This window comes from Herbiconiux gentiana, from assembly GCF_024978135.1.
Taxonomy (GTDB): Bacteria; Actinomycetota; Actinomycetes; order Actinomycetales; family Microbacteriaceae; genus Herbiconiux; species Herbiconiux gentiana.
The window spans coordinates 446,087-468,161 of record NZ_JANTEZ010000004.1; the positions used below are offsets into that span (position 1 = coordinate 446,087).

22 protein-coding genes are annotated in these 22,075 nt (G+C 72.8%); 12 read left to right on the top strand and 10 right to left on the bottom strand.

The genetic code is table 11. The features are described 5' to 3' along the window. The first annotated feature begins 59 nt into the window (after positions 1-59). From NVV95_RS12485 to NVV95_RS12505, 5 genes are all read left to right on the top strand, one after another. The gene (locus NVV95_RS12485) at positions 60-1,235 is read left to right on the top strand and encodes an ABC transporter substrate-binding protein (RefSeq protein WP_259486857.1); all 1,176 of its coding nucleotides are present in this window, start codon (positions 60-62) and stop codon (positions 1,233-1,235) included. Positions 1,236-1,237: 2 nt separating this feature from the next. Beyond that, complete coding sequence (locus NVV95_RS12490; protein WP_259486858.1) at positions 1,238-2,041, top strand: SDR family NAD(P)-dependent oxidoreductase; 804 nt, start codon at positions 1,238-1,240, stop codon at positions 2,039-2,041. Between the two features lie 127 nt (positions 2,042-2,168). Then, on the top strand, positions 2,169-3,518 hold the full coding sequence (locus tag NVV95_RS12495; RefSeq protein ID WP_259486859.1) for an FAD-binding oxidoreductase: 1,350 nt from the start codon (positions 2,169-2,171) through the stop codon (positions 3,516-3,518). After that, complete coding sequence (locus NVV95_RS12500) at positions 3,515-4,354, top strand: creatininase family protein (RefSeq protein ID WP_259486860.1); 840 nt, start codon at positions 3,515-3,517, stop codon at positions 4,352-4,354. The genes NVV95_RS12495 and NVV95_RS12500 overlap by 4 nt, the downstream gene beginning before the upstream one ends. Then, positions 4,351-4,941, top strand: coding sequence for a pyridoxine/pyridoxamine 5'-phosphate oxidase (locus tag NVV95_RS12505; protein WP_259486861.1), 591 nt, complete (start codon positions 4,351-4,353; stop codon positions 4,939-4,941). Before NVV95_RS12500 ends, NVV95_RS12505 begins: the two co-directional genes overlap by 4 nt. 18 nt (positions 4,942-4,959) lie before the next feature. On the opposite strand, the gene NVV95_RS12510 is transcribed toward NVV95_RS12505, so the two are convergent. Together NVV95_RS12510 and NVV95_RS12515 are read right to left on the bottom strand one after the other, a co-directional pair. After that, a complete protein-coding gene (locus NVV95_RS12510; RefSeq protein ID WP_259486862.1) occupies positions 4,960-6,714 on the bottom strand; it encodes an alpha-keto acid decarboxylase family protein in 1,755 nt (584 codons plus the stop codon). Positions 6,715-6,717: 3 nt separating this feature from the next. Continuing rightward, entirely contained in the window at positions 6,718-7,767 is a 1,050-nt protein-coding gene (locus NVV95_RS12515) for a methylenetetrahydrofolate reductase C-terminal domain-containing protein (protein WP_259486863.1), read from the bottom strand. Positions 7,768-7,829: 62 nt separating this feature from the next. On the opposite strand from NVV95_RS12515, the gene NVV95_RS12520 reads away from it, so the two are divergent. Further along, the gene (locus tag NVV95_RS12520) at positions 7,830-9,308 is read left to right on the top strand and encodes an amidohydrolase family protein (RefSeq protein WP_259486864.1); all 1,479 of its coding nucleotides are present in this window, start codon (positions 7,830-7,832) and stop codon (positions 9,306-9,308) included. 125 nt (positions 9,309-9,433) lie between these two features. Beyond that, positions 9,434-10,357, top strand: coding sequence for a factor-independent urate hydroxylase (gene pucL, locus NVV95_RS12525; RefSeq protein WP_259486865.1), 924 nt, complete (start codon positions 9,434-9,436; stop codon positions 10,355-10,357). Between the two features lie 73 nt (positions 10,358-10,430). Here pucL and uraH read toward each other — a convergent pair whose 3' ends face one another. Continuing rightward, on the bottom strand, positions 10,431-10,775 hold the full coding sequence (gene uraH, locus NVV95_RS12530) for a hydroxyisourate hydrolase (RefSeq protein WP_259486866.1): 345 nt from the start codon (positions 10,773-10,775) through the stop codon (positions 10,431-10,433). A gap of 46 nt (positions 10,776-10,821) precedes the next feature. Beyond that, on the bottom strand, positions 10,822-11,331 hold the full coding sequence (locus NVV95_RS12535) for a 2-oxo-4-hydroxy-4-carboxy-5-ureidoimidazoline decarboxylase (RefSeq protein WP_259486867.1): 510 nt from the start codon (positions 11,329-11,331) through the stop codon (positions 10,822-10,824). A 23-nt stretch (positions 11,332-11,354) separates the two neighbouring features. On the opposite strand from NVV95_RS12535, the gene NVV95_RS12540 reads away from it, so the two are divergent. From NVV95_RS12540 to NVV95_RS12555, 4 genes are all read left to right on the top strand, one after another. Continuing rightward, on the top strand, positions 11,355-11,975 hold the full coding sequence (locus NVV95_RS12540; RefSeq protein WP_259486868.1) for a nucleotidyltransferase family protein: 621 nt from the start codon (positions 11,355-11,357) through the stop codon (positions 11,973-11,975). Between the two features lie 28 nt (positions 11,976-12,003). After that, complete coding sequence (locus tag NVV95_RS12545) at positions 12,004-12,660, top strand: NADPH-dependent F420 reductase (protein ID WP_259486869.1); 657 nt, start codon at positions 12,004-12,006, stop codon at positions 12,658-12,660. 289 nt (positions 12,661-12,949) lie between these two features. Next, positions 12,950-13,300 (top strand): hypothetical protein, encoded by a 351-nt coding sequence (locus NVV95_RS12550; RefSeq protein ID WP_259486870.1) that lies wholly within the window; start codon positions 12,950-12,952, stop codon positions 13,298-13,300. Between the two features lie 149 nt (positions 13,301-13,449). After that, on the top strand, positions 13,450-13,698 hold the full coding sequence (locus tag NVV95_RS12555; protein ID WP_259486871.1) for a hypothetical protein: 249 nt from the start codon (positions 13,450-13,452) through the stop codon (positions 13,696-13,698). A gap of 25 nt (positions 13,699-13,723) precedes the next feature. Here NVV95_RS12555 and NVV95_RS12560 read toward each other — a convergent pair whose 3' ends face one another. From NVV95_RS12560 to NVV95_RS12580, 5 genes are all read right to left on the bottom strand, one after another. Then, complete coding sequence (locus NVV95_RS12560; RefSeq protein WP_259486872.1) at positions 13,724-14,569, bottom strand: MurR/RpiR family transcriptional regulator; 846 nt, start codon at positions 14,567-14,569, stop codon at positions 13,724-13,726. A gap of 11 nt (positions 14,570-14,580) precedes the next feature. Continuing rightward, positions 14,581-15,942 (bottom strand): allantoate amidohydrolase, encoded by a 1,362-nt coding sequence (locus tag NVV95_RS12565; protein WP_259486873.1) that lies wholly within the window; start codon positions 15,940-15,942, stop codon positions 14,581-14,583. Next, positions 15,939-17,177 (bottom strand): (S)-ureidoglycine--glyoxylate transaminase, encoded by a 1,239-nt coding sequence (gene pucG, locus NVV95_RS12570; RefSeq protein WP_259486874.1) that lies wholly within the window; start codon positions 17,175-17,177, stop codon positions 15,939-15,941. Before pucG ends, NVV95_RS12565 begins: the two co-directional genes overlap by 4 nt. Positions 17,178-17,265: 88 nt before the next feature. After that, on the bottom strand, positions 17,266-18,996 hold the full coding sequence (locus NVV95_RS12575) for an AtzH-like domain-containing protein (RefSeq protein WP_259486875.1): 1,731 nt from the start codon (positions 18,994-18,996) through the stop codon (positions 17,266-17,268). Next, positions 18,989-20,086 carry an acetamidase/formamidase family protein gene (locus NVV95_RS12580; protein ID WP_259486876.1) on the bottom strand — a complete coding sequence of 366 codons (1,098 nt, stop codon included), beginning with the start codon at positions 20,084-20,086 and terminating at the stop codon, positions 18,989-18,991. The genes NVV95_RS12575 and NVV95_RS12580 overlap by 8 nt, the downstream gene beginning before the upstream one ends. A gap of 235 nt (positions 20,087-20,321) precedes the next feature. On the opposite strand from NVV95_RS12580, the gene NVV95_RS12585 reads away from it, so the two are divergent. Beyond that, positions 20,322-21,062: a YoaK family protein gene (locus NVV95_RS12585; RefSeq protein WP_259486877.1), complete on the top strand. Its 741-nt coding sequence runs from the start codon at positions 20,322-20,324 to the stop codon at positions 21,060-21,062. Here the strand turns inward: NVV95_RS12585 and mutM are convergent. Next, positions 21,059-22,075, bottom strand: a complete 1,017-nt coding sequence (mutM, locus tag NVV95_RS12590; RefSeq protein ID WP_259486878.1) for a bifunctional DNA-formamidopyrimidine glycosylase/DNA-(apurinic or apyrimidinic site) lyase — start codon at positions 22,073-22,075, stop codon at positions 21,059-21,061. The two genes, NVV95_RS12585 and mutM, sit on opposite strands and share 4 nt — an antisense overlap.

Below are 22,075 nucleotides of genomic sequence, written 5' to 3' on the forward strand. Positions count from 1 at the left end.
ATCCGACCCACCCTGCACCACAGCACCGTCACATTCCGCACCACCCCTAAGGAGATGTAATGCGCAGAACCCGATCCCGGCTCGTGCTCACGGCCGGCCTCGTGGCCGCCACGGCCGTCGCCCTCACCGCCTGCTCGAGCGGAGCCTCCAGCAGCGAGTCCACCCCCGCCGCCGACGCCGAGATCGGCTCGGTCGACCTGGCCGCCGCCGGCTGCCCGGCGAACGTCGTGCTGCAGACCGACTGGAACCCCGAGGCCGAGCACGGCCACCTGTACGAACTGCTCGGCCCCGACCCCGAGATCGACGCGAGCAACAAGAGCGTCAGCGGCCCGCTCTACAGCGGTGGCGAGTACACCGGCGTGAACGTCGAGATCCGCTCCGGCGGCCCGGCCATCGGCTTCCAGAGCGTGACCAGCATCATGTACCAGGACCCGGACATCATGCTCGGCTACGTCTCCACCGACGAGCAGATCGCCAACTCGGCCGACTTCCCCACCACGTCCGTCTTCGCGCCGCTCGAGAAGAGCCCGCTGATGATCATGTGGGACCCGGCGACCTACCCCGACGCCAAGACCATCAAGGACGTCACCAGCAAGGGTGCCGTCGTGCGCTACTTCGCCGACTCCACCTACATGGAGTACCTGAAGGAGTCGGGCCAGGTTCCCGAGGCCCAGGCCGACGGCAGCTACGACGGCACGCCGGCGAACTTCGTCGCCGACCAGGGCAAGGCGGCCCAGCAGGGCTTCGCCTCGGCCGAGCCGTACATCTACGAGAACGAGGTCGAGGACTGGATGAAGCCCGTCGACTTCCAGCTCATCAACGACACCGGCTGGGACTACTACCAGTCGGTCATGGCCACCCGCACGGGTGACCTCGAGGCGAACTCCGACTGCCTCAAGGCCCTCGTGCCCGTGCTGCAGCAGGCCGAGGTCGACTACTTCGCCGACCCCGCGCCGGTGAACACGCTGATCCTCGACCTGGTGAAGCAGTTCGACACCGGCTGGGTCTACTCGCAGGGCGTCGCCGACTTCTCGGTGAAGCAGATGATCGACCTGGGCCTCGTGTCCAACGGCTCGAACGACGCGATCGGCGACCTCGACGAGGCCCGCATGACCTCGTTCTTCGACAAGGCCGTGCCGATCCTCGAGAAGATCGGCTCCAAGCCGGCCGACGGCCTCACGGTCGACGACCTGTACACGAACGAGTACATCGACACCTCGATCGGCCTGAAGTAACCATGACGCACTCCCCCGTGACCACCGATCCGTCCCCCGCCGCCGTGGGCATCCCGAACCGCCTCGTCGGCAAGCGGATCGTGGTCACGGGGGGTGCGCGCGGCATCGGCGCCTCCATCGCGCGGCGCGCCGCCGCCGAGGGCGCCGAGGTCGCCGTGCTCGACCGTCTCGTCGACGAGGGCACCGCCTTCGCCGACGAGACCGGGTGCCGCTTCTCCCCCGTCGACCTCACCGACCACGCCGGCACCGTCGAGGTGATGGATGCGGTGATCGCCGATCTCGGCGGCATCGACGTGCTGGTCAACAACGCCGGCATCCTGCGCTTCTCACCGCTGCTCGACATCTCGGTCGCGGAGTGGGAGACGACCTTCGCCATCAACACCACCGCGATGCTCGTCACCACCCAGGTCGCGGCCAAGGCGATGATCGCCGGGCCCGACCCCGCGGGGCACCGCCGGGGCACGATCATCAACCTCGCCAGCATGGCCGGCAAGACGGGCGGCGCGGGCCAGGGGCACTACGCCGCCTCCAAGGCCGCCGTGATCGCCCTCACCCGGGTGACCGCCCTCGAGCTAGGGCCATCCGGCATCACCGCCAACTGCCTCTGCCCGGGCTACGTGCTCACCGAGATGGGCGCCGCCACCCGCACCGAGGAGGACGTGGCCCTCTGGTCGACGTACTCGCCGCTCGGCCGGCTCGCCGACCCCGCCGACGTCGCGGGGGTCGCCACCTTCCTCGCCTCCGACGACGCCGCCTACATGACCGGTCAGGCGCTCAACGTCACCGGCGGCATGATCATGCACTGATCGGCGCCCCCGCCCTGAACGCACGCCCCCGCGCACCGCCTCGTACCGCACCGCACACCCGCACCGCACCGCACCGCATGCCCGCACCGCACGCCCGCTCCACCTCGCACCGCACCGAAGGACCACCATGACCATCTCCCCCGCCCCCACCCCGACCGCCGGCGACATCGCCGGGCTGGCCAGCGAGCTGACCGCCCTGCTCGGCGAACGCGGGGTCACCACCGAGCTGCGCGGCCGGGAGAAGGCCTCGGTCGACGGCGCGAAGATGTCGCCCATCCTCGCCGCTCAGCTGCCCCTCGGGCTGGCCGACCTCGTCGCCTTCCCGACCACCGCCGAGCAGATCGCCGAGGTCGTCGCGGCCGCCGTGCGCCACGGCGTCGGCGTCACCCCGCGTGGCAAGGGCACGGGCAACTACGGCCAGGCCATCCCGCTCGAGGGCGGGCTCGTGCTCGACGTGTCGAAGGCCCGCGCGGTCGTCTCGGTCGAGGAGGGCCGGCTGACTGCCGAGGCCGGCGCCACGATGGTCGCCATCGAGCAGGCGGCGCGCGAGACCGGCCAGCAGATCCTGATGTACCCGTCCACGGCGCAGTCGACCATCGGCGGCTTCCTCTCCGGCGGCTCCGGCGGCACCGGCTCGATCAAGCACGGCTCCAACATGAGCGGCGACTACGTGCTCGCGCTCGACGTGGTGCACGCCTCGCCCGAGGCCAGCCTCGTGCACGTCGAAGGGGCGGATGCTCAGCCCTACGTGCACACCTACGGAACCGCCGGCATCATCGCTCGCGCCACCATCGCGCTCGAGCCCATGCAGGAGTGGGTGGGCTTCTACGCCAGCTTCCCGACCTTCGAGCAGGCCACCTCGGTCATCCGCCAGATCGGCTGGCTCGAGCCGACGCCGCGCCTCGTCTCCGCCGACCTGCCTGAGGTCTCCGAGGCGCTGCCGGCCGACCCGGCCATCCCGCCGGGGCGCGCCTCGCTCCGCGCCATCCTCGACGTCGTCTCGCTCGACGCCGCCCGGGTGCTCGTCGAGGGCGCCGGCGGCACGGTCGAGGACGTGCGCGAGGGCCCGCAGGCCACCGTCAAGATCTCGATGCTCTCGTACAACCACCCGATCGAGTGGCTGCAGAAGTCCCGCGACGAGCCGTGGTTCCACGTCGAGGTCTCGGGCGCGGCGCTCGTCGAACGGCTCGACGAGGTGCACCAGGTCTACCCCGGCGGCATGCTGCACATCGAGGCGCAGCGCGATCACCCGATCGGGATGCTCGCCGCCCCCTACATCAGCCCCGAGGCCGTCTACGCGGGCTTCGACCGCCTGCTGGCGATCGACGTCGGTTACCACTCCCCGCACCAGTGGTACGTCGACCACAAGGTCGACCGGGTGCGCGCCCTGGCCGCCAAAACCGACCCGGCCGGGCTGCTGAACCCCGGCAAGCTGCCGCCGGAGGGTGTCGTCACCGGTCCGGAGAAGCGCTCATGAGCATCCGCACCCGCCGCCTCGTCGAGCTCTCGGGCACCGCGGCCGAGGCCGCCCTGTCGGAGGACTCGGTGATCGTGCTGCCGACCGGCGCGATCGAGTTCCACGGCCCGCACCTGCCCCTGATGACCGACTACCTGATCGCCGACGCCGTCGCGAACGCCTCCGTCGAGCGCGCCGCCGCCGAGGGTCAGGACGTCTGGATCCTGCCGACCCTCGCCTACACCAAGAGCGACGAGCACCACTGGGCGCCCGGCACGATGTGGATCAGCTGGGACACGCTGATGCAGACCGTCGTCGAGCTCGGCAACTCGATCGCCGCCACACCGGCCCGCAAGCTCGTCTTCTTCAACGGGCACGGCGGCAACCTGGCGCTGCTGCAGGTCGCGTGCCGGGAGCTCCGCCGCCGCTTCGGGCTGCAGACCTTCCTGATGGGCGCGACCGTGCCGGCCGGGGCGCACGACGGGCCCGAGGAGCTGGGGCTCGGCATCCACGCCGGGCACTCGGAGACCTCGCTCGTGCTGCACCTGCGGCCCGAGCTCGTCGACCTCTCGGTGGCCGAGCGCAGCGTGCCCGCGCACCTCGCCGACTACGAGCACATCGGCTTCAAGAAGCGGGTCACCTTCGGCTGGCTCTCGAACGACTTCTCGACCAACGGCACCCTGGGCGACCCGACCGGGGCGACCGCCGAGTACGGCAAGACGCTGTTCGACGCGGCCGTGACCGATTCGGTGGCGGCGTTCGCCGAGATCGCGCGGTTCGACGCGGCGGGGCCGTCGCCCTCGGTCGCCGGCTCGGTCTCGAGCGCGGGATCGTTCTCGGCCGTCTCCGCCTCGTGACCGCGCTCGACCCGGTCGCCGCTCCCCCGGGCACGGCCGGCCCCGACGAGCTGCTCGCCTCCTGGCTGCCCTCGAACGACGACCCGGTGCGCCCGCTGATGACGCTCTCCACCGTGTCCTCCAGCGGGTATCCGGATGCCCGCACGGTGCTGCTCTCGGAGCACGACGCCACGGGGCTGTACTTCCACACCGACTCGCGCTCGCGCAAGGTGGCCGACATCGCCGCGAACCCGCACGTCGCGCTGACCCTGCTGTGGCCGGGGCGGCAGCTCGTGGTGCAGGGCTCCGCGACCGTGTCGTCCGCCGCGGAGCAGGCGTGGGCGTACGAGCACCGCTCGCGCTATCTGCAGCAGCTGTCGTGGCTGAACACGGCGGCGTTCGCGGCCCTCGACGGTGCGACGAGGCTGTCGACGTGGGCGGAGTTCGGGCACGAGCATCCGTCGCTCGACCCGCCGGCCACCTGGACCGGCTTCGTGGTGCGACCCGTGCGGCTCACCTTCTGGGAGGGCGACCCCGACACGGCGAGCCGCCGCACCGAGTACCGGCGCGACGCCGCGGGCTGGACCGCCTCGCTGCTCGCCGGATAGGGCGCGGCGCCGGCACCGTCAGTCTCGCCGGGCTGCGTGCGCGATCGCCTCGGTGAGCACCGTGAGCAGCCGCGGCGAGTCCATCGCGGGCAGCACCACCTCGATCAGCACCGCCTTGTCGGTCGTCGCGTGCGCCAGCTCGAGCGCGAACGCGAGCTCGTCCTGCGTCGCGGCCTTCGCGGTCACCACCCGGTCGGCGGCGCCGAAGGCGGCGGGGATGAGCGTCCAGTCCCAGGGCGCGATGTCCTGGTAGACGGCTTCCGGGCTCTGGATCTTTCGCTCGACCGTGTACCCGTCGTTGTTCAGCAGGAACACCACCGGCGTCGACCCGCGGTGCAGCACCGTCGACAGCTCCTGGATCGTCAGCTGCGCCGCCCCGTCGCCCACGAACAGCACCGAGCGCCGCCCGGGCAGCGCCACCGAGGCGCCGAGCGTGGCGGGGATCGTGTACCCGATCGACGACCACACCGGCTGCCCGAGCAGGTCGCTCTCGTCGGGCAGCACGAGGTCGAGTGCGCCGTAGAACGAGGTGCCGGCGTCGGCGATCACCGTGGTGCGGGGGCGCAGCCAGCCCTGCACGGCGGCCCAGAAGTGCTCCTGGTCGAGCGGGGCGCCCGGCACGGGGGCCGCGGCGTCGGCGATCGGCGGATGCCCGACCGCCGTCACCGCGGGCCGCGACGTGCGCGCGAGCACGCCGTGCAGGGCGCGCAGCGAGTCCTCGAGGCGCACCCCGTAGAACGTGGTGTCGGCGATGCGGGCCGCGGTGAGCCCGAGCTCGATCGCCCGGTCCTCGTCGAAGCGCTGGGTGAAGAAGCCGGACAGGAAGTCGCTCATCACCGTGCCCGCGAGCACGAGCAGCGGGGCGTCGTCGACCGCGGCGCGCGCCTCGTCGACGCGGGTGAAGGCGCCCATGTACGTGCCGAGCGACGCGGGGTGCGATTCGTCGAGCACCGCCTTCGACATGTTCTGCGAGGCGACGTAGACGCCGTCGTGGTCGGCGATCTCGCGCACCAGCGGCTCGAGGCTGCGGCGGTGCACCTGGGGGCCCACGAGCATCGTCACCTGGGTGCTCGCGGCCACGGCCTCGGCGAGCGCCTCGATGAACCGGTCGAGCTCGCCGGCGTCGCTCGTCGCGGCGCGCAGCGGGGAGCGGAGGTTCGCCGCGTGCACGGGCGCGACCGCGACGTCGGCCGGGATGCCGAGGTAGACGGGCTTGGATTCGCGGAGCGCCGTCATCAGGGCGGCGTCGATGTCGCGGGTCGCGGTGGCCGCCCGCACGATCGTCGCGGAGGCGGTGACCTCGCGGTAGGCGCGGTAGAAGTGCTCGTAGTCGCCGTCGATCAGGGTGTGGTGCAGGTGCGCGCCGGCGGCCTTCTGCACGGTGGAGGGCATCCCGGTGATCTGCACGACCGGTACGTCCTCGGAGAAGCTGCCGGCGACGCCGTTGATGGCCGAGAGCTCGCCGACCCCGAAGGTGGTGACGAGCGCACCGAGGCCGCGGCGCAGTCGGGCGTAGCCGTCGGCGGCGTAGGCGGCGTTGAGCTCGTTCGTCGAGCCCACCCAGTGGAAGCCCTCGACGGTGACCATCTGGTCGAGGAGGCTGAGGTTGAAGTCGCCCGGGAGCCCGAAGACGTGGTCGGCGCCGAGCTGCACGAGGCGGGAGGCGAGGTACTGGCCCGCCGTGACGGTGGTGGGCGCTGCGGAGCCGGGCTGTGCCGTGGCGTGGGCGGTGGCGGGCGCGTCGGGATCAGTGACCGTAGGGAAGTCGCTCATGCCTCATGATGACAGCCCGAGGCGCTCCGCGACGATCCCCATCGCGTCGGCGAACTCGACCTCCGCGCCGGCCGAGGCGCCGCCGGAGAGGTTCACGCCGGCCACACCGTCGAGGGCGAGCATCCGCTCAGCCAGCTCGGTGACGGCGTCGAGGCCCTCGCGGTAGGGGTCGGCGGCGTGCAGGATGCGGTCGAGGAAGCCCTCGGGCAGCACCAGCGTGGTGAACGAGCGCAGCAGGCCGGCGCTGCCCCGGTCGATCACCATCGGGATGCACGGGATGAACGCGGGCTCGGCCCCCGCCTCGCGGGTGGCCTCGATGAAGCGACGCACGGGCTCGACGCCGCCGGCGTGGTTGACGAAGCAGACGTCGGCGCCCGCGAGCACCTTCTCGCGGAGGCGCGCGGCGCGCTTCTCGACGGGCGGGGAGGTGGGGGCTTCGGCGACCGAGACGAGGTGCCCGGCCGCGGCGGCGAGCGAGGCGAGCTCGGTCGAGTCGAGGTCGAACACGGGCTGGGCGTCGGGGCGTCCGCCGGTCGCGGTGTGGTCGCCCGTGACGCAGTGCACCCCGGCGACGCCGACGGCGCGGAGGCCGGCGAGCTCGCCCTCGAGGGCGACACGGTTGCGGTCGCGGCAGTTGAGGCCGGTCCAGACGGCGACACCCTGCTGCTGGATCAAGTGGGCGCGGTAGCTCGGCGGGAACTGGACCCGGCTGCGTCCGGAGTCGCCGGCGAGGGTGGCGTCGACCCGGCCGGCGAGGGCGGCGGCGCAGTCGGCGAGCGAGACGCGGTCGACCGAGCGGCCGGGGAAGTCGGCCACGACGACCTGACGGGTGGCGAGGAGGGCCCGCATGGCGGCGGCGCCGGGCTGCGGGGCGGGTGGGTCGGACTCGGTGGGGCGGTCACGCGTGCCGTGCCAGCGCACGGTGGGAGTGTCGAGGAACACGCAGCGGAACTCCCCCACCTCGCAGGTGCCGTCGAAGTCGACACCGCCGCAGGGCCCGTACTCCATGTGCTTCGGGCAGGCCGCGCGCTGCTCCGGCGTCACGACGCTCATGCCGCCAATGCTAGCCGTCTAGGCTTGTGCCACTTCCCCCGCCCGAGCACCGAGGAGCCCCCATGACCGCGCCCTACGACCTCGTCGTCCGCTCCCGTTCCGTGCTCGTCGACGGGGAGTGGCGGGAGGCCGCCGTCGCCGTGCGCGACGGCGTGATCGCCGCGATCGCGGAGTACGACGAGGAGCTCCCGGCGCAGGAGACCGTCACGCTCCCCGAGGGGCAGGTGCTCGTGCCCGGTGTCGTCGACACCCACGTGCACGTGAACGAGCCCGGGCGCACCGAGTGGGAGGGCTTCACCACCGCGACCCGCGCCGCCGCCGCCGGAGGCGTGACGACGATCGTCGACATGCCGCTGAACAGCATCCCGCCGACCACCACCGTCGAGGGCCTGGCCGTCAAGCGCGAGGCGGCCGCGCCGCAGGCGAGTGTCGACGTGGGGTTCTGGGGCGGGGCCATCCCGTCGAGCCTCGGGTCGCTCGAGGCGCTCTGGAACGCCGGCGTCTTCGGCTTCAAGGCCTTCCTCGCGCCGTCGGGCGTCGACGAGTTCCCGCACCTGTCGACGCCCCAGCTGCGACAGGCCCTCGAGGAGATCGCCGGCTTCGGCGGGCTGCTGATCGTGCACGCCGAAGACCCGGATGCGCTCGACACCGCCGCGGCGACGGCCGCCCCCGCGGCATCCGCTGATCCTGCCCGCACCGAGGCCGGGTCCGGGGCCGCTGCCGGGGCCGGGGCCGCTGCCGGGGCCTCCACCGCTTCAGCCCCCGACGGCCGCGACTACGACGCCTTCGTCGCCTCCCGCCCCGACGCCGCCGAGCAGCACGCGATCGCCCACGTCATCGACGGCGTGCGCGCCACCGGCGCCCGCGCCCACATCCTGCACCTCTCCAGCGCCCGCGCCCTCGACGCCATCCGCGCCGCCAAGGCCGAGGGCCTGCCGCTGACGGTCGAGACCTGCCCGCACTACCTCGCCTTCTCCTCCGAGGAGATCCCGGCCGGCGGTACGCAGTTCAAGTGCTGCCCGCCCATCCGCGACGAAGCGAACCGCGACCTGCTCTGGGAGGCCCTGCTCGACGGCACGATCGACCTGATCGCGAGCGACCACTCCCCCTCGACGGCCGAGCTGAAGTTCGCGGGCGACGGCGACTTCCAGGAGGCCTGGGGCGGCATCTCGGGGCTGCAGCTGTCGTTCCCGGCGGTCTGGACGGCGGCGCGCGAACGCGGCATCCCGCTCGAGCGCGTGCTCGGCTGGATGAGCGGAAACACCGCCGCCTTCGTCGGCCTCGACCAGAAGGGGGCCATCGAGGCGGGCCGCGACGCCGACCTCGTCGCCTTCGCCCCCGAGGAGGAGTTCGCGGTCGACGCGCGGGCGCTCGCGCACAAGAACCCGGTGTCGGCCTACGACGGGCGGAGCCTCCGGGGCGTGGTCGCGACCACGTGGCTGCGCGGCCGGATCGTGCACGGCGGGGCCGGCGAGCTGCTCGACGAGGGCACCCGCACGCCGCTCGGCGAGCTGCTCGCGCGACGGGGTTCCACCCGCTGAACCGCCTTGTAAATTAGACGTAAATTCCGCGTCCCGGCCACCGCATCCGTCATCTGCCCCGTCGGCCTGCCGACAGACTGGACAGGCGCGGAATCGAGCGTCCTCCGCGCAGTGAGTAGGAGACCATGGCCATCGTCCTCGGAGAGCACCAGTACGGCAAAGCCGAGAACCGCATCGTGCGCATCTACCGCGACAGCCCGCGGCACGAGATCCACGACGTCAACGTCTCCACCGCCCTGCGCGGCGCCTTCGACCCCGCCCACCTCACGGGCGACCAGGGCGCGGTGCTGCCGACCGACACGCAGAAGCAGACCGCCTACTCCTACGCCAAGGAGAAGGGCCTGACCTCGATCGAGCCCTACGGCCTCACGCTCGCCGCCCACTTCGTCGACGACGTCGAGCCCGTCACCGGCGCCCGCATCGAGATCGAGGAGTACGAGTGGGAGCGGGCCGTCGTCGACGGCGCCGACCACGACCACACCTTCGTGCGCAAGGGCCAGGAGGTGCGCACCGCCGCCATCACGGTCGAAGGGGTCGGCTCCTCCCAGACCTCGCACGTCATCGGCGGCTTCAAGGACCTCGTTCTGCTGAAGACCACCGGCTCGGAGTTCCACGGCTTCCTGGAGGACTCCTACACGGTGCTCGAGCCGACGAGCGACCGCATCATGGCGACCTCGCTGGTGGCCAAGTGGCGCTTCGTGATGGACGAGGTCGGCGACCCCGCCGCCTTCGACTGGGAGGGCGTGTACCTCGGCATCAAGCGCACGATGGTCGGCGTCTTCGCGTCGCTGCACTCGCTCGCGCTGCAGCAGACCCTCTACGAGATGGGCAAGGCGGTGCTCGAGCAGTACCCGTTCCTGGCCGAGATCCGCATGTCGGCACCGAACAAGCACCACTTCCTCTACGACCTCTCGCCGTTCGGCCTCACGAACGAGAACGAGGTCTTCAACGCGGATGACCGTCCCTACGGCCTCATCCAGGCCTCCGTCGTGCGCGACGACGCCTCCGCGGCCGGCTCGGCCTGGACGATCGCGGGCGGCTTCGCCTGAGTTGTTCTGCGCGCCGGTCCCCGCCCGGCGTGCGCCGGCGTGACCGGCGCCGCCATCGTGTCGGCGCCGGGGCTCAGCTGCCGCGGTAGGTGGAGAAGGCGAAGGGGCTGAGCAGCAGGGGCACGTGGTAGTGCGCCGCGGCGTCGGCGAGCTCGAAGGTGATCTGCACCTCGGGGTAGAACGCCTTCACCTCCTGCTCGGCGAAGTACGTCGCCGTGTCGAACCCCACGCGGTACCGACCGGGCTCGAGCGCCACCGGCCCCAGGCTGTTCACCCGCCCGTCCTCGTCCGTGCTCGCCGACCCGATCGTCACCCACGCCGCGCCGTCGTGGTGCTCGAGCACGACGGGCACCCCCGCGGCGGGTCGCCCGATCACGGAGTCGAGCACATGGGTGGTGACGTGGCTGCGGTCGGTCATGCTGCTCCTCGGGTGGTGATGGTGGGATCGACGGGCACGGTGGCGCTCAGTCGGCGGCCGGGTCGGGCGGGTACAGGCTCGCGAGCCGCAGCATGGTGATGTCGAGCAGCTCCCCCGCGACCGTGGCGGCCTCGGCCGCGTCGTCGAGCAGCAGCCTCCGCCGAAGCTCCTGCAGGATCTCAGCCCGCCCCCGCCCCGCTGCCCGGATGAGGAACACCCGATCGAACCGCGCCTCGTACTCCCGGTTCCCCCGGGCGATCTCCTCGGCGAGCGCCGCGTCCGACGCCTCGGCCGCCGACTGCTCCGTGAGGCTGAACCGCTGCGCCTGCCCGTCGCCGGTCGCCCGCTCCCCGATCCGCGGATGATGCGCGAGCGCCGCCTCCACCTCCCCGGCCGTCAACGACGACGCGACCCGGTCGGCCACCGCGAGCAGCTGATCGTGCGACCCGAACGGCGCCGCCCCCGCGACCTCCTCGACGAACCGCTCCACCCCGAGACACGAGCGCAGCGCCTCCCGCAGCTCGATGCCGTCGACGACCGCCAACGCGTTCTCCATCCCCCCAGCTTACGATGAGGGGCATGTCTCCCATGCGCTCGGTCGGTGTGCTCCTCGCCGCCGGCGCGGGCCGTCGGATGGGCCGCCCGAAGGCCCTGGTCGAGGCCGCCGACGGCGAACCGTGGGCGGCGCGAGGCCTCCGCGTGCTGCTCGACGGCGGCTGCGACGAGGTGCTCCTCGTGCTCGGCGCCCGGGCCGCCGAGGCCCGCACCCTCCTGGCCGGCCCGCTCTCCGATCCCCGGGTGAGGGCGACGGATGCCCGTGACTGGGCCGAGGGCCTCTCCGCCTCCCTGGCGCACGGCCTCGCGGCGGCGCTCGAGGCCGACGCCGACGTCATCGTGGTGACGCTCGTCGACCTGCCCCACCTCCGCCCGGAGGCCGTGCAGCGCCTGCTCGCCGGCGCCCACCGCGGCACCCTCGCGCAGGCGTTCTACGACGCCCGTCCCGGGCATCCGGTGATCATCGGAGCCGACCACGCCCCGGCGCTGATCGACGCCCTCGGGGCCTCGCACGCCGATCGCGGCGCCCGGGCGTTCCTGGCGGTGAACGGGGCCGCGGAGGTCGACTGCAGCGACCTCGGCGGGGGTGACGACGTCGACAATGCGGTGCGAGCATCCGGGGCACCTGCTGGGAGCGGGGAATGAACGCGCACCGAGCGGGTTGACTCTCGGTATGACTGCAACAGGACTCACCACCATCGGTTTCATCGGCGCCGGCAACATCGGCGGGCAGCTCGCGCGACTCGCCGTCGCCCACGGCTACAGCGTCGTGATCAGCAATTCTCGGGGGCCCGAGACGCTCGAGGCGCTCGTCGCCGAGCTCGGACCGCAGGCCCGGGCGGCCACCCCGGCCGAGGCCGCGAAGGCGGGCGAGCTCGTGGTCGTCACCGTGCCGCTGAAGGCGTACGAGGCGGTTCCGGTCGAGCCGCTCGCGGGCAAGACGGTGATCGACACGAACAACTACTACTTCGAGCGCGACGGGCGCATCCCGGCGCTCGACGAGGGTCGCACGACCGTGTCGCAGATGCTGCAGGAGCACCTGCCGACCTCGACCGTCGTCAAGGCGTTCAACAACATCATGGCGGCCGACCTCACCACCGACGGAGCCCCGGCCGGCACCGCCGACCGTCGCGCGCTCCCCATCGCGGGCGACGACGCGGCCGCGAAGGCGCTCGTCACCACCCTGCTCGACGAGTTCGGCTTCGACGCCGTCGACGCGGGCCCGCTCGCCGACTCCTGGCGCTTCGAGCGCGACCGCCCGGCCTACGTCGTCCGCATGACCGCCGCCGACATCCCGGCCAAACTCGCTGCAGCGGGCACCCGCCCCTGACCCGCCCGCTCGCCACCCTGGCGAGCGGCCCCTCCGCACCCCCGCGCTACCCGTTCGCGAGCGGCCCCTCTGCGCCCCCGCGCTACCCGTTCGCGAGCGCCACCCGCTCCGCACCCCTCGCGAGCCCCGTCCTCCCCACCGAGTGGCCACTTTCCGCCCAAAACACGCCCTTTTAGGGCGGAAAGTGACCACTCGCCTGGAGGAGAGGCGGCTGACTCGGAGAAGCTCGTCGCACTGAGTAACGATTGCTCAGGTCACGGGCCGGGCATGCGGACGTAGTTTCGAGCCCATGAACTCCATCTCGAAACGAATCGTGTCCATGTCGGTCGGGACGATCGGTCTGACCGCACTGCTGGTCGGCGGCGTCGGCCTCGCCGCTCACGCGGAGATGACCGACCCGCCGGCCCAGGCCAACGTCGACTGGATCCCGGAAGGCCCCGTCGGGTTCAACACGATCGGTGGCGTGCCGAACGACATGGTCGGCCTCTGGCAAATGGTCGGGATGTGGGACAGCACCTTCCACTACTCTCCGGTGAACCCCACGTCGGTGGCGACCGGTGGAGCACTCAACCGGCTCAGCGAGTACAAAGACGGCGGATGCGCGATCACCTCGTCCCGCGTGATCACCTGCGATCGGTGAGTAGCGGAGGCCGTCGCGGTGCGGGCTCCCGAGGAAGGGTTCCGGTCCGCCGAACGGCGTCGGGCCTCCGCCGCTGGTCGATTCTGGCGAGCGCGGCGTTCGTCGGCGTCTGCGGTGTACTCGGTCTGCCCCAGGCAGCGCAGGCCGAGATGGTCGACCCGCCCGTCCAGGCGAATGTCGACTGGATTCCCGAACCGCAGCTGAGCTTCAACATCATCGGCGGCGTCCCGAGCTCCCTTCAGGGCAGCTGGCAGCTCGACCGCATCGACGACTCCGGGTTCTCCTACGCGCCGGTCAGCCCGAGTGGATGGGTCACGCCGGGCCCGGTCGAGAGGTTCAACGACTACAAGGGCGGCGGGTGCTACGCCTCGGGCTTCGTGATCCGCTGTCAGAACTGATTCCGGCCGCGCGGGCCAGCCCGGGCTAGGGCTGCTCGAGTTCGCCGAAGGCGTCGTAGAGGGTGTTGATCGCCGCGATGCGCGTGCGGCTGTCGCGGGCGTGCGCCGCGAGCGTGTTCGACGCCAGCACGTTCGCCAAGCTCATCGCGCTGGCGTAGCTGTCCAGCGGCGAGACGCTGTCGATCGGGCATTCGATCCACACGCTCGCGAACTCGGCGTAGCGGCGGGCCGACGGGTCACCGATCAGGATGACCGGCACACCCCGCGCGGCGATGCCCGCGATCATCCGCCCGAACCCCGCCGGCCGCCGACGGAAGCCCAGCACCACGGCGGTGTCACGCGCATCCTTCTCGGCGAACTCCTCGGCGAGCGTCTGGCCCGGCAGCGGGGCGAGCAGCACCGAGTCGCGTGCCTGGGCGAGCTGCTCGCGCAGGTGCACGGCGACGGGATAGCTGTTGCGGAGGCCGACCACGGTGACCGTGCGGCCGCGCACCAGCAGCGAGGTCGCCTGCTCGAGCCGCTCGGGCCCGAGCGAGTCGAGGCAGCGCCGCAGGTTCTCGACCTCGCGCACGAGATGAGCGGACAGGTCAGCCGTCGCACCGGGCGTCGCACCGCCGACGGGAACCCCCGAGGAGCGGAGCGAGCGCGCTTGCTCCCGCACCTCCTGCGCGTTCTCGAAGCCGAGACGCCGGAACAGCCGCGACACCGTCGCCTTCGAGACCCCGCTGCGCTGCGCCAGCTCGGTGCCCGAGTACACGGCCAGGTCGCTGAGGTGGTCGAGGATGAAGTCGGCCGCCCGCTGCTCCTGCGGCGAGAGCTCGCCGTAGCTGCGGTCGATCCGCTGGCCGATGTTCATCGTCTGCACGCTCATCGCTCGCCCGCTCAGACGCCCGAGCCCGAGGAGCCCGACGACCCCGACGACTCACCCGAGAACGACGCAGCCACCGCCAGCACCGCCGCCTCGAACGCATCGATCGTCGCCGCCACGTCGGCCTCGGTCACGTGCTCGGCCGGATTGTGGCTCACCCCGCCCTCGCAGCGCACGAAGAGCATCCCGATCTCGGTGATCGCCGCGATCGCCATCGCGTCGTGCCCCGCCTTCGAGAACAGCGACATCGGCCGCCGGTCGCCGGTCGAGCGGATGCCCTCCCCCACCGCCGCCCGCAACCGCGCACTGCACTCCGCGGCCGGCGCCGAGTGCGTCTCGATGCTTTCCCACGACAGCCGCCGCTGCCGGCAGATGTCGGTCAGCATGTCCTGGATGACCGTCCAGATCCGGTCCCGCTCGCTGTCGTATTCGCCCCGCAGGTCGAGGCTGAACTCCACCTCGCCCGGGATGACGTTGACCGCCCCCGGCGACACCTGCAGGTGCCCGACGGTGGCGATGAGCTGCGCCGAGCGGGCGATCCGCTCGATCGCGAGGATCGCGTCCGCCGCCCCCGCGAGCGCGTCGCGCCGCCGCTCGTAGGGGGTGCCCGAGTGCCCGGCCCGCCCGGTGATGGTGATCAGGAACCGCCGCGCCCCGGCGATCGACGACACGATCCCGAGCGCCTTGCCCTCGTCTTCGAGGTAGGGCCCCTGCTCGATGTGAGCTTCGAGGTACCCCACGAAGTCCTCGGGGCGCCGTGCGGCATCCTGAACCCGCGCCGGGTCGAGCCCGAAGTCGAGGAACGCCTGGTGCAGGCTCACCCCGTGCTCGTCGAGCAGCTCCCACCACGCGGGGTCGAAGGTGCCGGCGTAGGCGCGCGAGCCGATCAGAGCCCGCCCGAACCGGGTGCCCTCCTCGTCGGCGAACGCCACCACCTCGAGGGCGAACGGCAGCCGCCGACCAGACGAGCGGATGCGCTGCACCACCGCGATGGCCGTCAGCACCCCGAGGATGCCGTCGTACTTCCCCGCCCGCGGCACCGTGTCGAGGTGCGAACCGAGCAGCAGCGCCGGGAGCCCCGGCTCGGCACCCTCGAGGCGGCCGCATTGGTTGCCGGCGGCGTCCTGCCAGGTGGTCATGCCGGCGTCCTGCATCCAGGTGGCGGCGAGGGCGTTGACGGCGGCGTGCCCGGGCGAGAGGTTGACGCGCTGGATCAGGCCGCCCGGCAGCGACGAGTGCGTCGCGAGCAGGTCGCAGCGCTCGAGCACGACGGAGGCCGTGGTGTCGGCCGGCACCTCGCGCGCTGCGCCGGCGCCGGGTCCGGCAGCACCCGGCGAGCGGCCGGCACCGTCACCCGGTGCACCGACCCCCGTCACGCCCCTGCCCCCTCGTACACGCCGTACGCCGCCTCGACGGCCGCCCCCGGCGTGCCCGCCGCCCCGTGCCGCCGCAGCACCTGCTCCAGCGCGGCGAGCGTCGTCAGCACCGCATCCTTCCGCGCGTTGTACCCCATCGTCCCGATGCGCCAGACCTTGCCGTGCAGCGGCCCGAACGAGGTGCCGATCTCGATCCCGAAGTCCTCGAGCATCTCGCCGCGCACCGCGTCTCCGACGACCCCGTCGGGGATCCGCACCGCGACCACGTTGTTCATCTTCGCCGCGGGGTCACCGAACACCGTCAGCCCGAGACCCTGCACGCCGGCGAGCATGGCGGCCCCGTGCATCCGGTGCCTCTCGATCGTGGCGTCGAGCCCCTCTTCGACGATGATGCGGGCGCACTCGCGCGCCCCGTAGAGCATCGTGGTGGCCTCGGTGTGGTGGTTCAGGCGCTTCTCTCCCCAGTAGTCGAAGATCATGGCGAGGTCGAAATAGTTCGAGCGGATGCGCGACTCACGGATCTCGTCGCTCGACCCCGCGATGCCGGCCTCGATGCTCTTGCGCGACTCGATGCGCTCGACGGCCTTCGCCGAGAACGTCGCCGGCGCCGACCCGGACGGCCCCCCGAGGCACTTCTGCAGCCCCGCCGTCACGGCGTCGAGGCCGAGGGCGTCCGCGTCGAAGGGGTTGCCCGCGAGCGACGCGGTGACGTCGGTGTAGAAGAGCACGCCGTGCTTGGCGCAGAGCTCGCCGAGACCCTCGAGCGGCTGGGCGAGCGTGGTGCTGGTGTCGCCGTGCACGACGGCGAGGAGGGCGGGCTTGACGCGCACGATCGCGCTCTCGATCTCGCTCTCGGTGAAGACCGTACCCCACTCGCGCTCGATCACGTGCACCTCGGCGCCGGCGCGCTCGGCGATCTCGCGCAGCAGATGCCCGAAGCGGCCGAACACCGGCACGAGCACGCGGTCGCCGGGGGCGACGAGCGACAGGATGGCCGCCTCGATGCCCGCGCGCGAGGTGCCGTCGATCAGCAGCGTCTGCTCGTTGGCCGTGCGGAAGACCTGCCGGTACAGCCCCATGGTCTCGGTCATGTACGCCGTCATCGCGGGATCGTACTGGCCGACGAGCTGCGCCGACATGGCGCGCAGCACGCGCGGGTCGGCGTTGATCGGGCCGGGGCCCATGAGCAGGCGCGGGGGCGGGTTGATCGGCAGCAGGGCGGGCGGCGTGCTCATCGGTCTCCTCGAAAAGTCTGTTTCGTCACCTCCCATCCTACGAAACGCGTGTTTCACCCGTGTTTCGGGGGACGTGCCCAGCGCCGTTCTACGCGAGGTCGGACGCCAGGTCGATCAGGGCGAGGTCGGAGCCGCGCGGGCCGACGAGGCAGAGGCCGAGCGGGGCGGTGCCGCCGGGGGCGGGCACGTGCAGCAGCGGCGCCGAGAGCGCGGGGTAGCCGCCGGTGCCGGCGACGGCGGTCATCCGCAGGGTGGCGGCGCGCACGGCCGCGATGGTCTCGGCCGAGGCGTCGAGCGGGGGCGCCGCCGACGAGGCCGACGGCAGCAGCAGCACCCGCCCGTCGAGCGCCGCGTCGAACCGCTGCCGCGCCTGCCGCAGCACCTCGCGGGCGTCGAGCTCCTGGCCGGGGGTGATCGCGGCGGCGACCTCGAAGCGCTCGGCGACGTCGGCGCCCACGGCTCCCGGATGCGCGGCCACCCACGCCCCGTCCGCCCGCCACGCCTCGGCGCCCTGCACCGTGCGGAACGCGGCGAACACCTCGTCGAGCCCCCCGAGCTCCACCTCGACGACCGCTCCCCCGAGCCCTGCCACGAACGCCCGGAACGCGTCCGCAACCTCGGGCGCGCACCCCTCGAGCAGCTCGGGCGCCGCGACGAGCCCCGCCCGCAGCGCGGTAGCCGCGCCCTCGGTTGCGGGGAGCGTCGCCGCGGCGGCCGCGCGGAGCGTGGGCGCGTCGCGCGTCAGCCAGCCGACCGTGTCGAACGAGGGTGCGAGCGGCAGCAGGCCCCGCGTGCTCACGGCGCCGTGCGTGGTGCGCAGCCCCCACAGCCCCTGGTACGAAGCGGGCACGCGGATCGACCCGGCCGTGTCCGTCGCCAGGCCGATGCTCGCCTGGCCGAGCGCCACCGCGGCGGCCGGCCCGCTCGACGACCCCCCGGGGATCGCCCCGGGCACCGCCGGGTTCGGCGGCGTCCCGTAGTGCGTGTTCCGCCCCGCGATGCTGTACGCGAACTCGTCGGTCTGCGCGATGCCCTGCACGGCCGCGCCGGCGGCCCGCAGCGCGGCCACCGCGTCGGCGTCGACGGATGCCCGCCCCGCCTCCGCGAGGAACACCGGGTTGCCCGCCCCCACCGCGTACCCCGCGACGTCGAACAGGTCCTTCACCGCCACCGTCATCCCGTCGAGCGGCCGCGCGCCGAACGAGCCGACCAGCGGCCCCGCGCCCGACGCACCGACCAGCGAACCCGCGCCCGATGCAGCGGCCAACGAACCCGCGCCCGACGCACCGGCCAGCGGCCCCGAGTCGGACACGGCGGCCGAGCTGCCGGTGGCGGCCGGAACCGGCGCCGGCGGCACGAGCGGCGCCCCCGCCACCCGCCAGACCGAGCGGTTGAGCGCGGGCGGGGCGCCGGTGACGTGGGCGGCTCCGATCGTCCAGGTGCCGTCGGGCGAGCGCTGCCAGAGCTGCGTCTGCAGCCCCGTCCCGCCGGCGTCGAAGGCGCTGACGGACACGATCAGTGCCGCATCCGGAGCCACCACCCGCACGTGCAGCTCGACGATGCGCCGCGGCGCCACCCCGCCCCGCAGCCCGCGGAACGCCGCGATGCGCTCGTGCCCCACGAGCAGCCCGTTCGCATCGCCCCGCAGCGTGGCGCCGCCCGGCGCGAACGACCCGTCGAGCGCCTCGAGGTCATTCGTCATCAACGCCGCCTCGTATGCCCGGAACGCCCCCACCAGCGCCTCGAGCTCGCCCGCGGGCAGCACCCCCACCATCGACGTGACGTCAGCGGGAAGCCCCGCACCCACCGGCTCAGCCACGGCGCACCCCCGCGAAGTCCGCGACGCGGATGCGCGCGTGCACACCCTTCACGATGTCGACCACCTGCGAGATGTCGAAGTCGGTGGCGGCGCTGAGGTAGGCGTAGGCGAGCGCGCGGTCCATGCCGTACCGCGCCTCCAGCAGCCCGAGCGCAGCGCGCACGCAGTTCTGCACAGCGACGTCGAGGTCCTCGTCGAGGCCCGTCGGCACCAGGAACTCCGAGGTCTCGGCCAGCGGCCCGGCCAGCGCCCCGAACGACTCCACGGCGACCGCCTGCGGAACCACCTCGAACCGCACCGTCACCCGCAGCGACGCCTCCATCGCGGTCAGCGCCACCTCGCCGTCACCCTGCGCGAAGTGCGGATCGCCCACGTACGCCAGCGCCCCCGGCACCTGCACCGGCAGGTACAGCGACGAGCCGACGGTGAGCAGGTTGATGTCGATGTTGCCGCCGTGGGCCCCGGGCGGCACCGAGTGCGGCCTCGACGAGCCCGCCACCGCGACCCCCATGATGCCGAGGAACGGCCGAAGCGGGAACCGCACCGAGCGCTCCCCGCCCGGCACGAGCGGCAGCGTGCCCCACTCTGCGCCGTCGAGCCCGTCCGCGACCTCGGCGAACACGCTCACCGAGCCCTGCGACTCCGGCATCTCCCCGACCAGGGCACCCTTGCCGTGCCGGTTCGAGATCACGCCGTAGGGCACGCGCGGGGTCGTCTCGAGCACGGTCATCTTCAGCAGGTCGCCCGGCTGCGCCCCGCGCACCGCGACGGGCCCGGTGACGACGTGGGGGCCGTCGGCCGTCGAGCGCGGGTACGCGGAGGCCGCCAGCGCCACAGCGTCGTCGAGCACGAACGAGCGGTCGACCCCGTTCGCGGCGAAGAAGGCGACCGGGTCGCGACCCTGGTCCTCCAGGATGCCCTCGTGGCTCAGCGTGTCGATCGTCACGTCGGTGCCCGAGTCGATCGTCAGCACGGGCTGGTCGGTCGCGCAGGGCAACCGCCCCCAGAGCACGTGCGAGAGGCTCGCGGCCAGGTACTCGGTGGCGCGGATCTCGCCCGCGCCGGGCTGCAGGGCCGCCGTCATCGACATGCGCATCCGTTCTCGTGCCCGGTCGGGTGGAGCTGGCGGCGGGCCCCGGGGCGGCCGCCGACCCCCCGAGGCTATCGCCGTTTGCGGCCCGCTTCCCCGAGCGGATAGCGTTCAGGAGCACTGTTTGCACGGCCGAAACCGGCTTTTACACCCGCGAAACATGCACCCCCTCGGCGTGAAACAGCGCCGCGCCGACCCCACCACCCGACCGCCCCACCGACCGACGGGACCAACCGTGCTCACGAGACTCCGCGCCAACAGCGGCACCCTGCACCTCGCGCTGATGCTCGCGCTGACGTTCTCGACCGGCGTCGTCGACGCCATCGGCTATCTCGGCCTCGACAAGGTGTTCGCGGGCAACATGACGGGCAACGTGGTCATCCTCGGCATGGCGCTCGCGGGCGCCCCGGGGCTGCCCTGGCTCGGCCCGCTGATCGCCCTGTTCGCCTTCATGGCGGGCGCGGTCGTCGGCGGCCGGGTGCTCCGCCCGATCAAGGCCGGATGGACGACCCGCACCACCTGGCTGATCACCGTCGTGGGGCTGATGCTGACGGCGCTGGCGATCACGCTCTTCGTGCTCGACGGGGCTCCGCCGCAGCCGTGGGAGTACCTGATCACCACGTTCCTCGCCATGGCGATGGGGCTTCAGGCCGCGACCGCCCGGCACATCGGTGTCAAGGACGTGACGACCGTCGTGGTCACCTCGACCATCACCGGTTTCGCGGCCGACTCGCGCCTCGCCGGCGGCAAGGGCCAGCCGTGGTTCCGTCGCGCGGCGGCGATCGTGCTGATCGCGGCCGGGGCCGGCGTGGGCGCGCTGCTGCTCCTGCTGCACATCGGCTGGGGGCTGGCGGCGGCCGCGCTGGTGACGGTGGTCGTGGCGGTGATCGGCCACGTCACGGCCCACGTGAAGCACGCCGAGCGGGCCGAGGCGGCCTCAGCGGAAGCCGCCCCGGCCACCCCTGCGAAGAGCTAGGCGGCGACCCGCGCCACCCGCGCCCGGAACGGCCGCTGGCACCGCGGGCACAGGTGCGACGACCGGTTCATGAACGCCTCCCGCACGATCGGCGTGCCGCACCGCGGGCACGGCTTCCCCTGCTGCCCGTAGGCGTTCAGGCTGTGCGAGAAGTACCCCGACGCCCCGTTCACGTTCACGTACTGCGCGTCGAAGCTCGTGCCGCCCTCGGCGAGGGCCTTCTCGAGCACCACCCGCACCTCGGCGAGCAGCTCACGCGCCCGGGCCCGCGGCAGGCGGTCGGCCGGATGCTCGTAGTGCACCCGCGCGGCCCACAGCGACTCGTCGGCGTAGATGTTGCCGATGCCCGAGACGAGTGTCTGATCGAGCAGGGCCCGCTTGATCCCGGTGCGCTTGCGCCCGAGCGCCGCGAGGAACGTCGCCTCGTCGAACGCGGGGTCGAGCGGGTCGCGGGCGATGTGCGCCACCTGGCCGGGCACGAGCGCGAGCGTGTCGCCGAGCATCCGCCCGCTGTCGAAGCCCGAGTACCCGCCGGCGGCACCGTCGGCCGTGGGCACGAGGCGGTCGACCGCCATCGAGCCGAAGATGCGCTGGTCGACGAAGTTCACCCAGAACTCGCCGTGCTCCGGATGCTCGATCTGCAGCCGGATGCGCAGCAGCCCCTCCTCGCCGGTACCCGGCGTGCGCAGCAGCACCTGCCCGCTCATGCCGAGGTGCGCGACCAGCGCCTGCGGCCCTGAGGCCGCGGCTGTCGCGGGCGCGGCACCACCCGCGCCGCCCTCCCCCGTCGGCGCCGCCGCCGCCCCCGCCGACAGCGGGAACCACAGGAACTTCCCCCGCCGGACGGCGGCGAGCATCCGTCGCCCCTCGAGCAGCGACTCGAACCGCCCCTCGAGCGGGCTGTGCCGCTTCAGCGACCGGGTGTCGAACACCTCGACCCCGGTGATCAGCGCACCCGAGACGGCGGGCTCGAGGCCCGCGCGCACGACCTCGACCTCGGGGAGCTCCGGCAC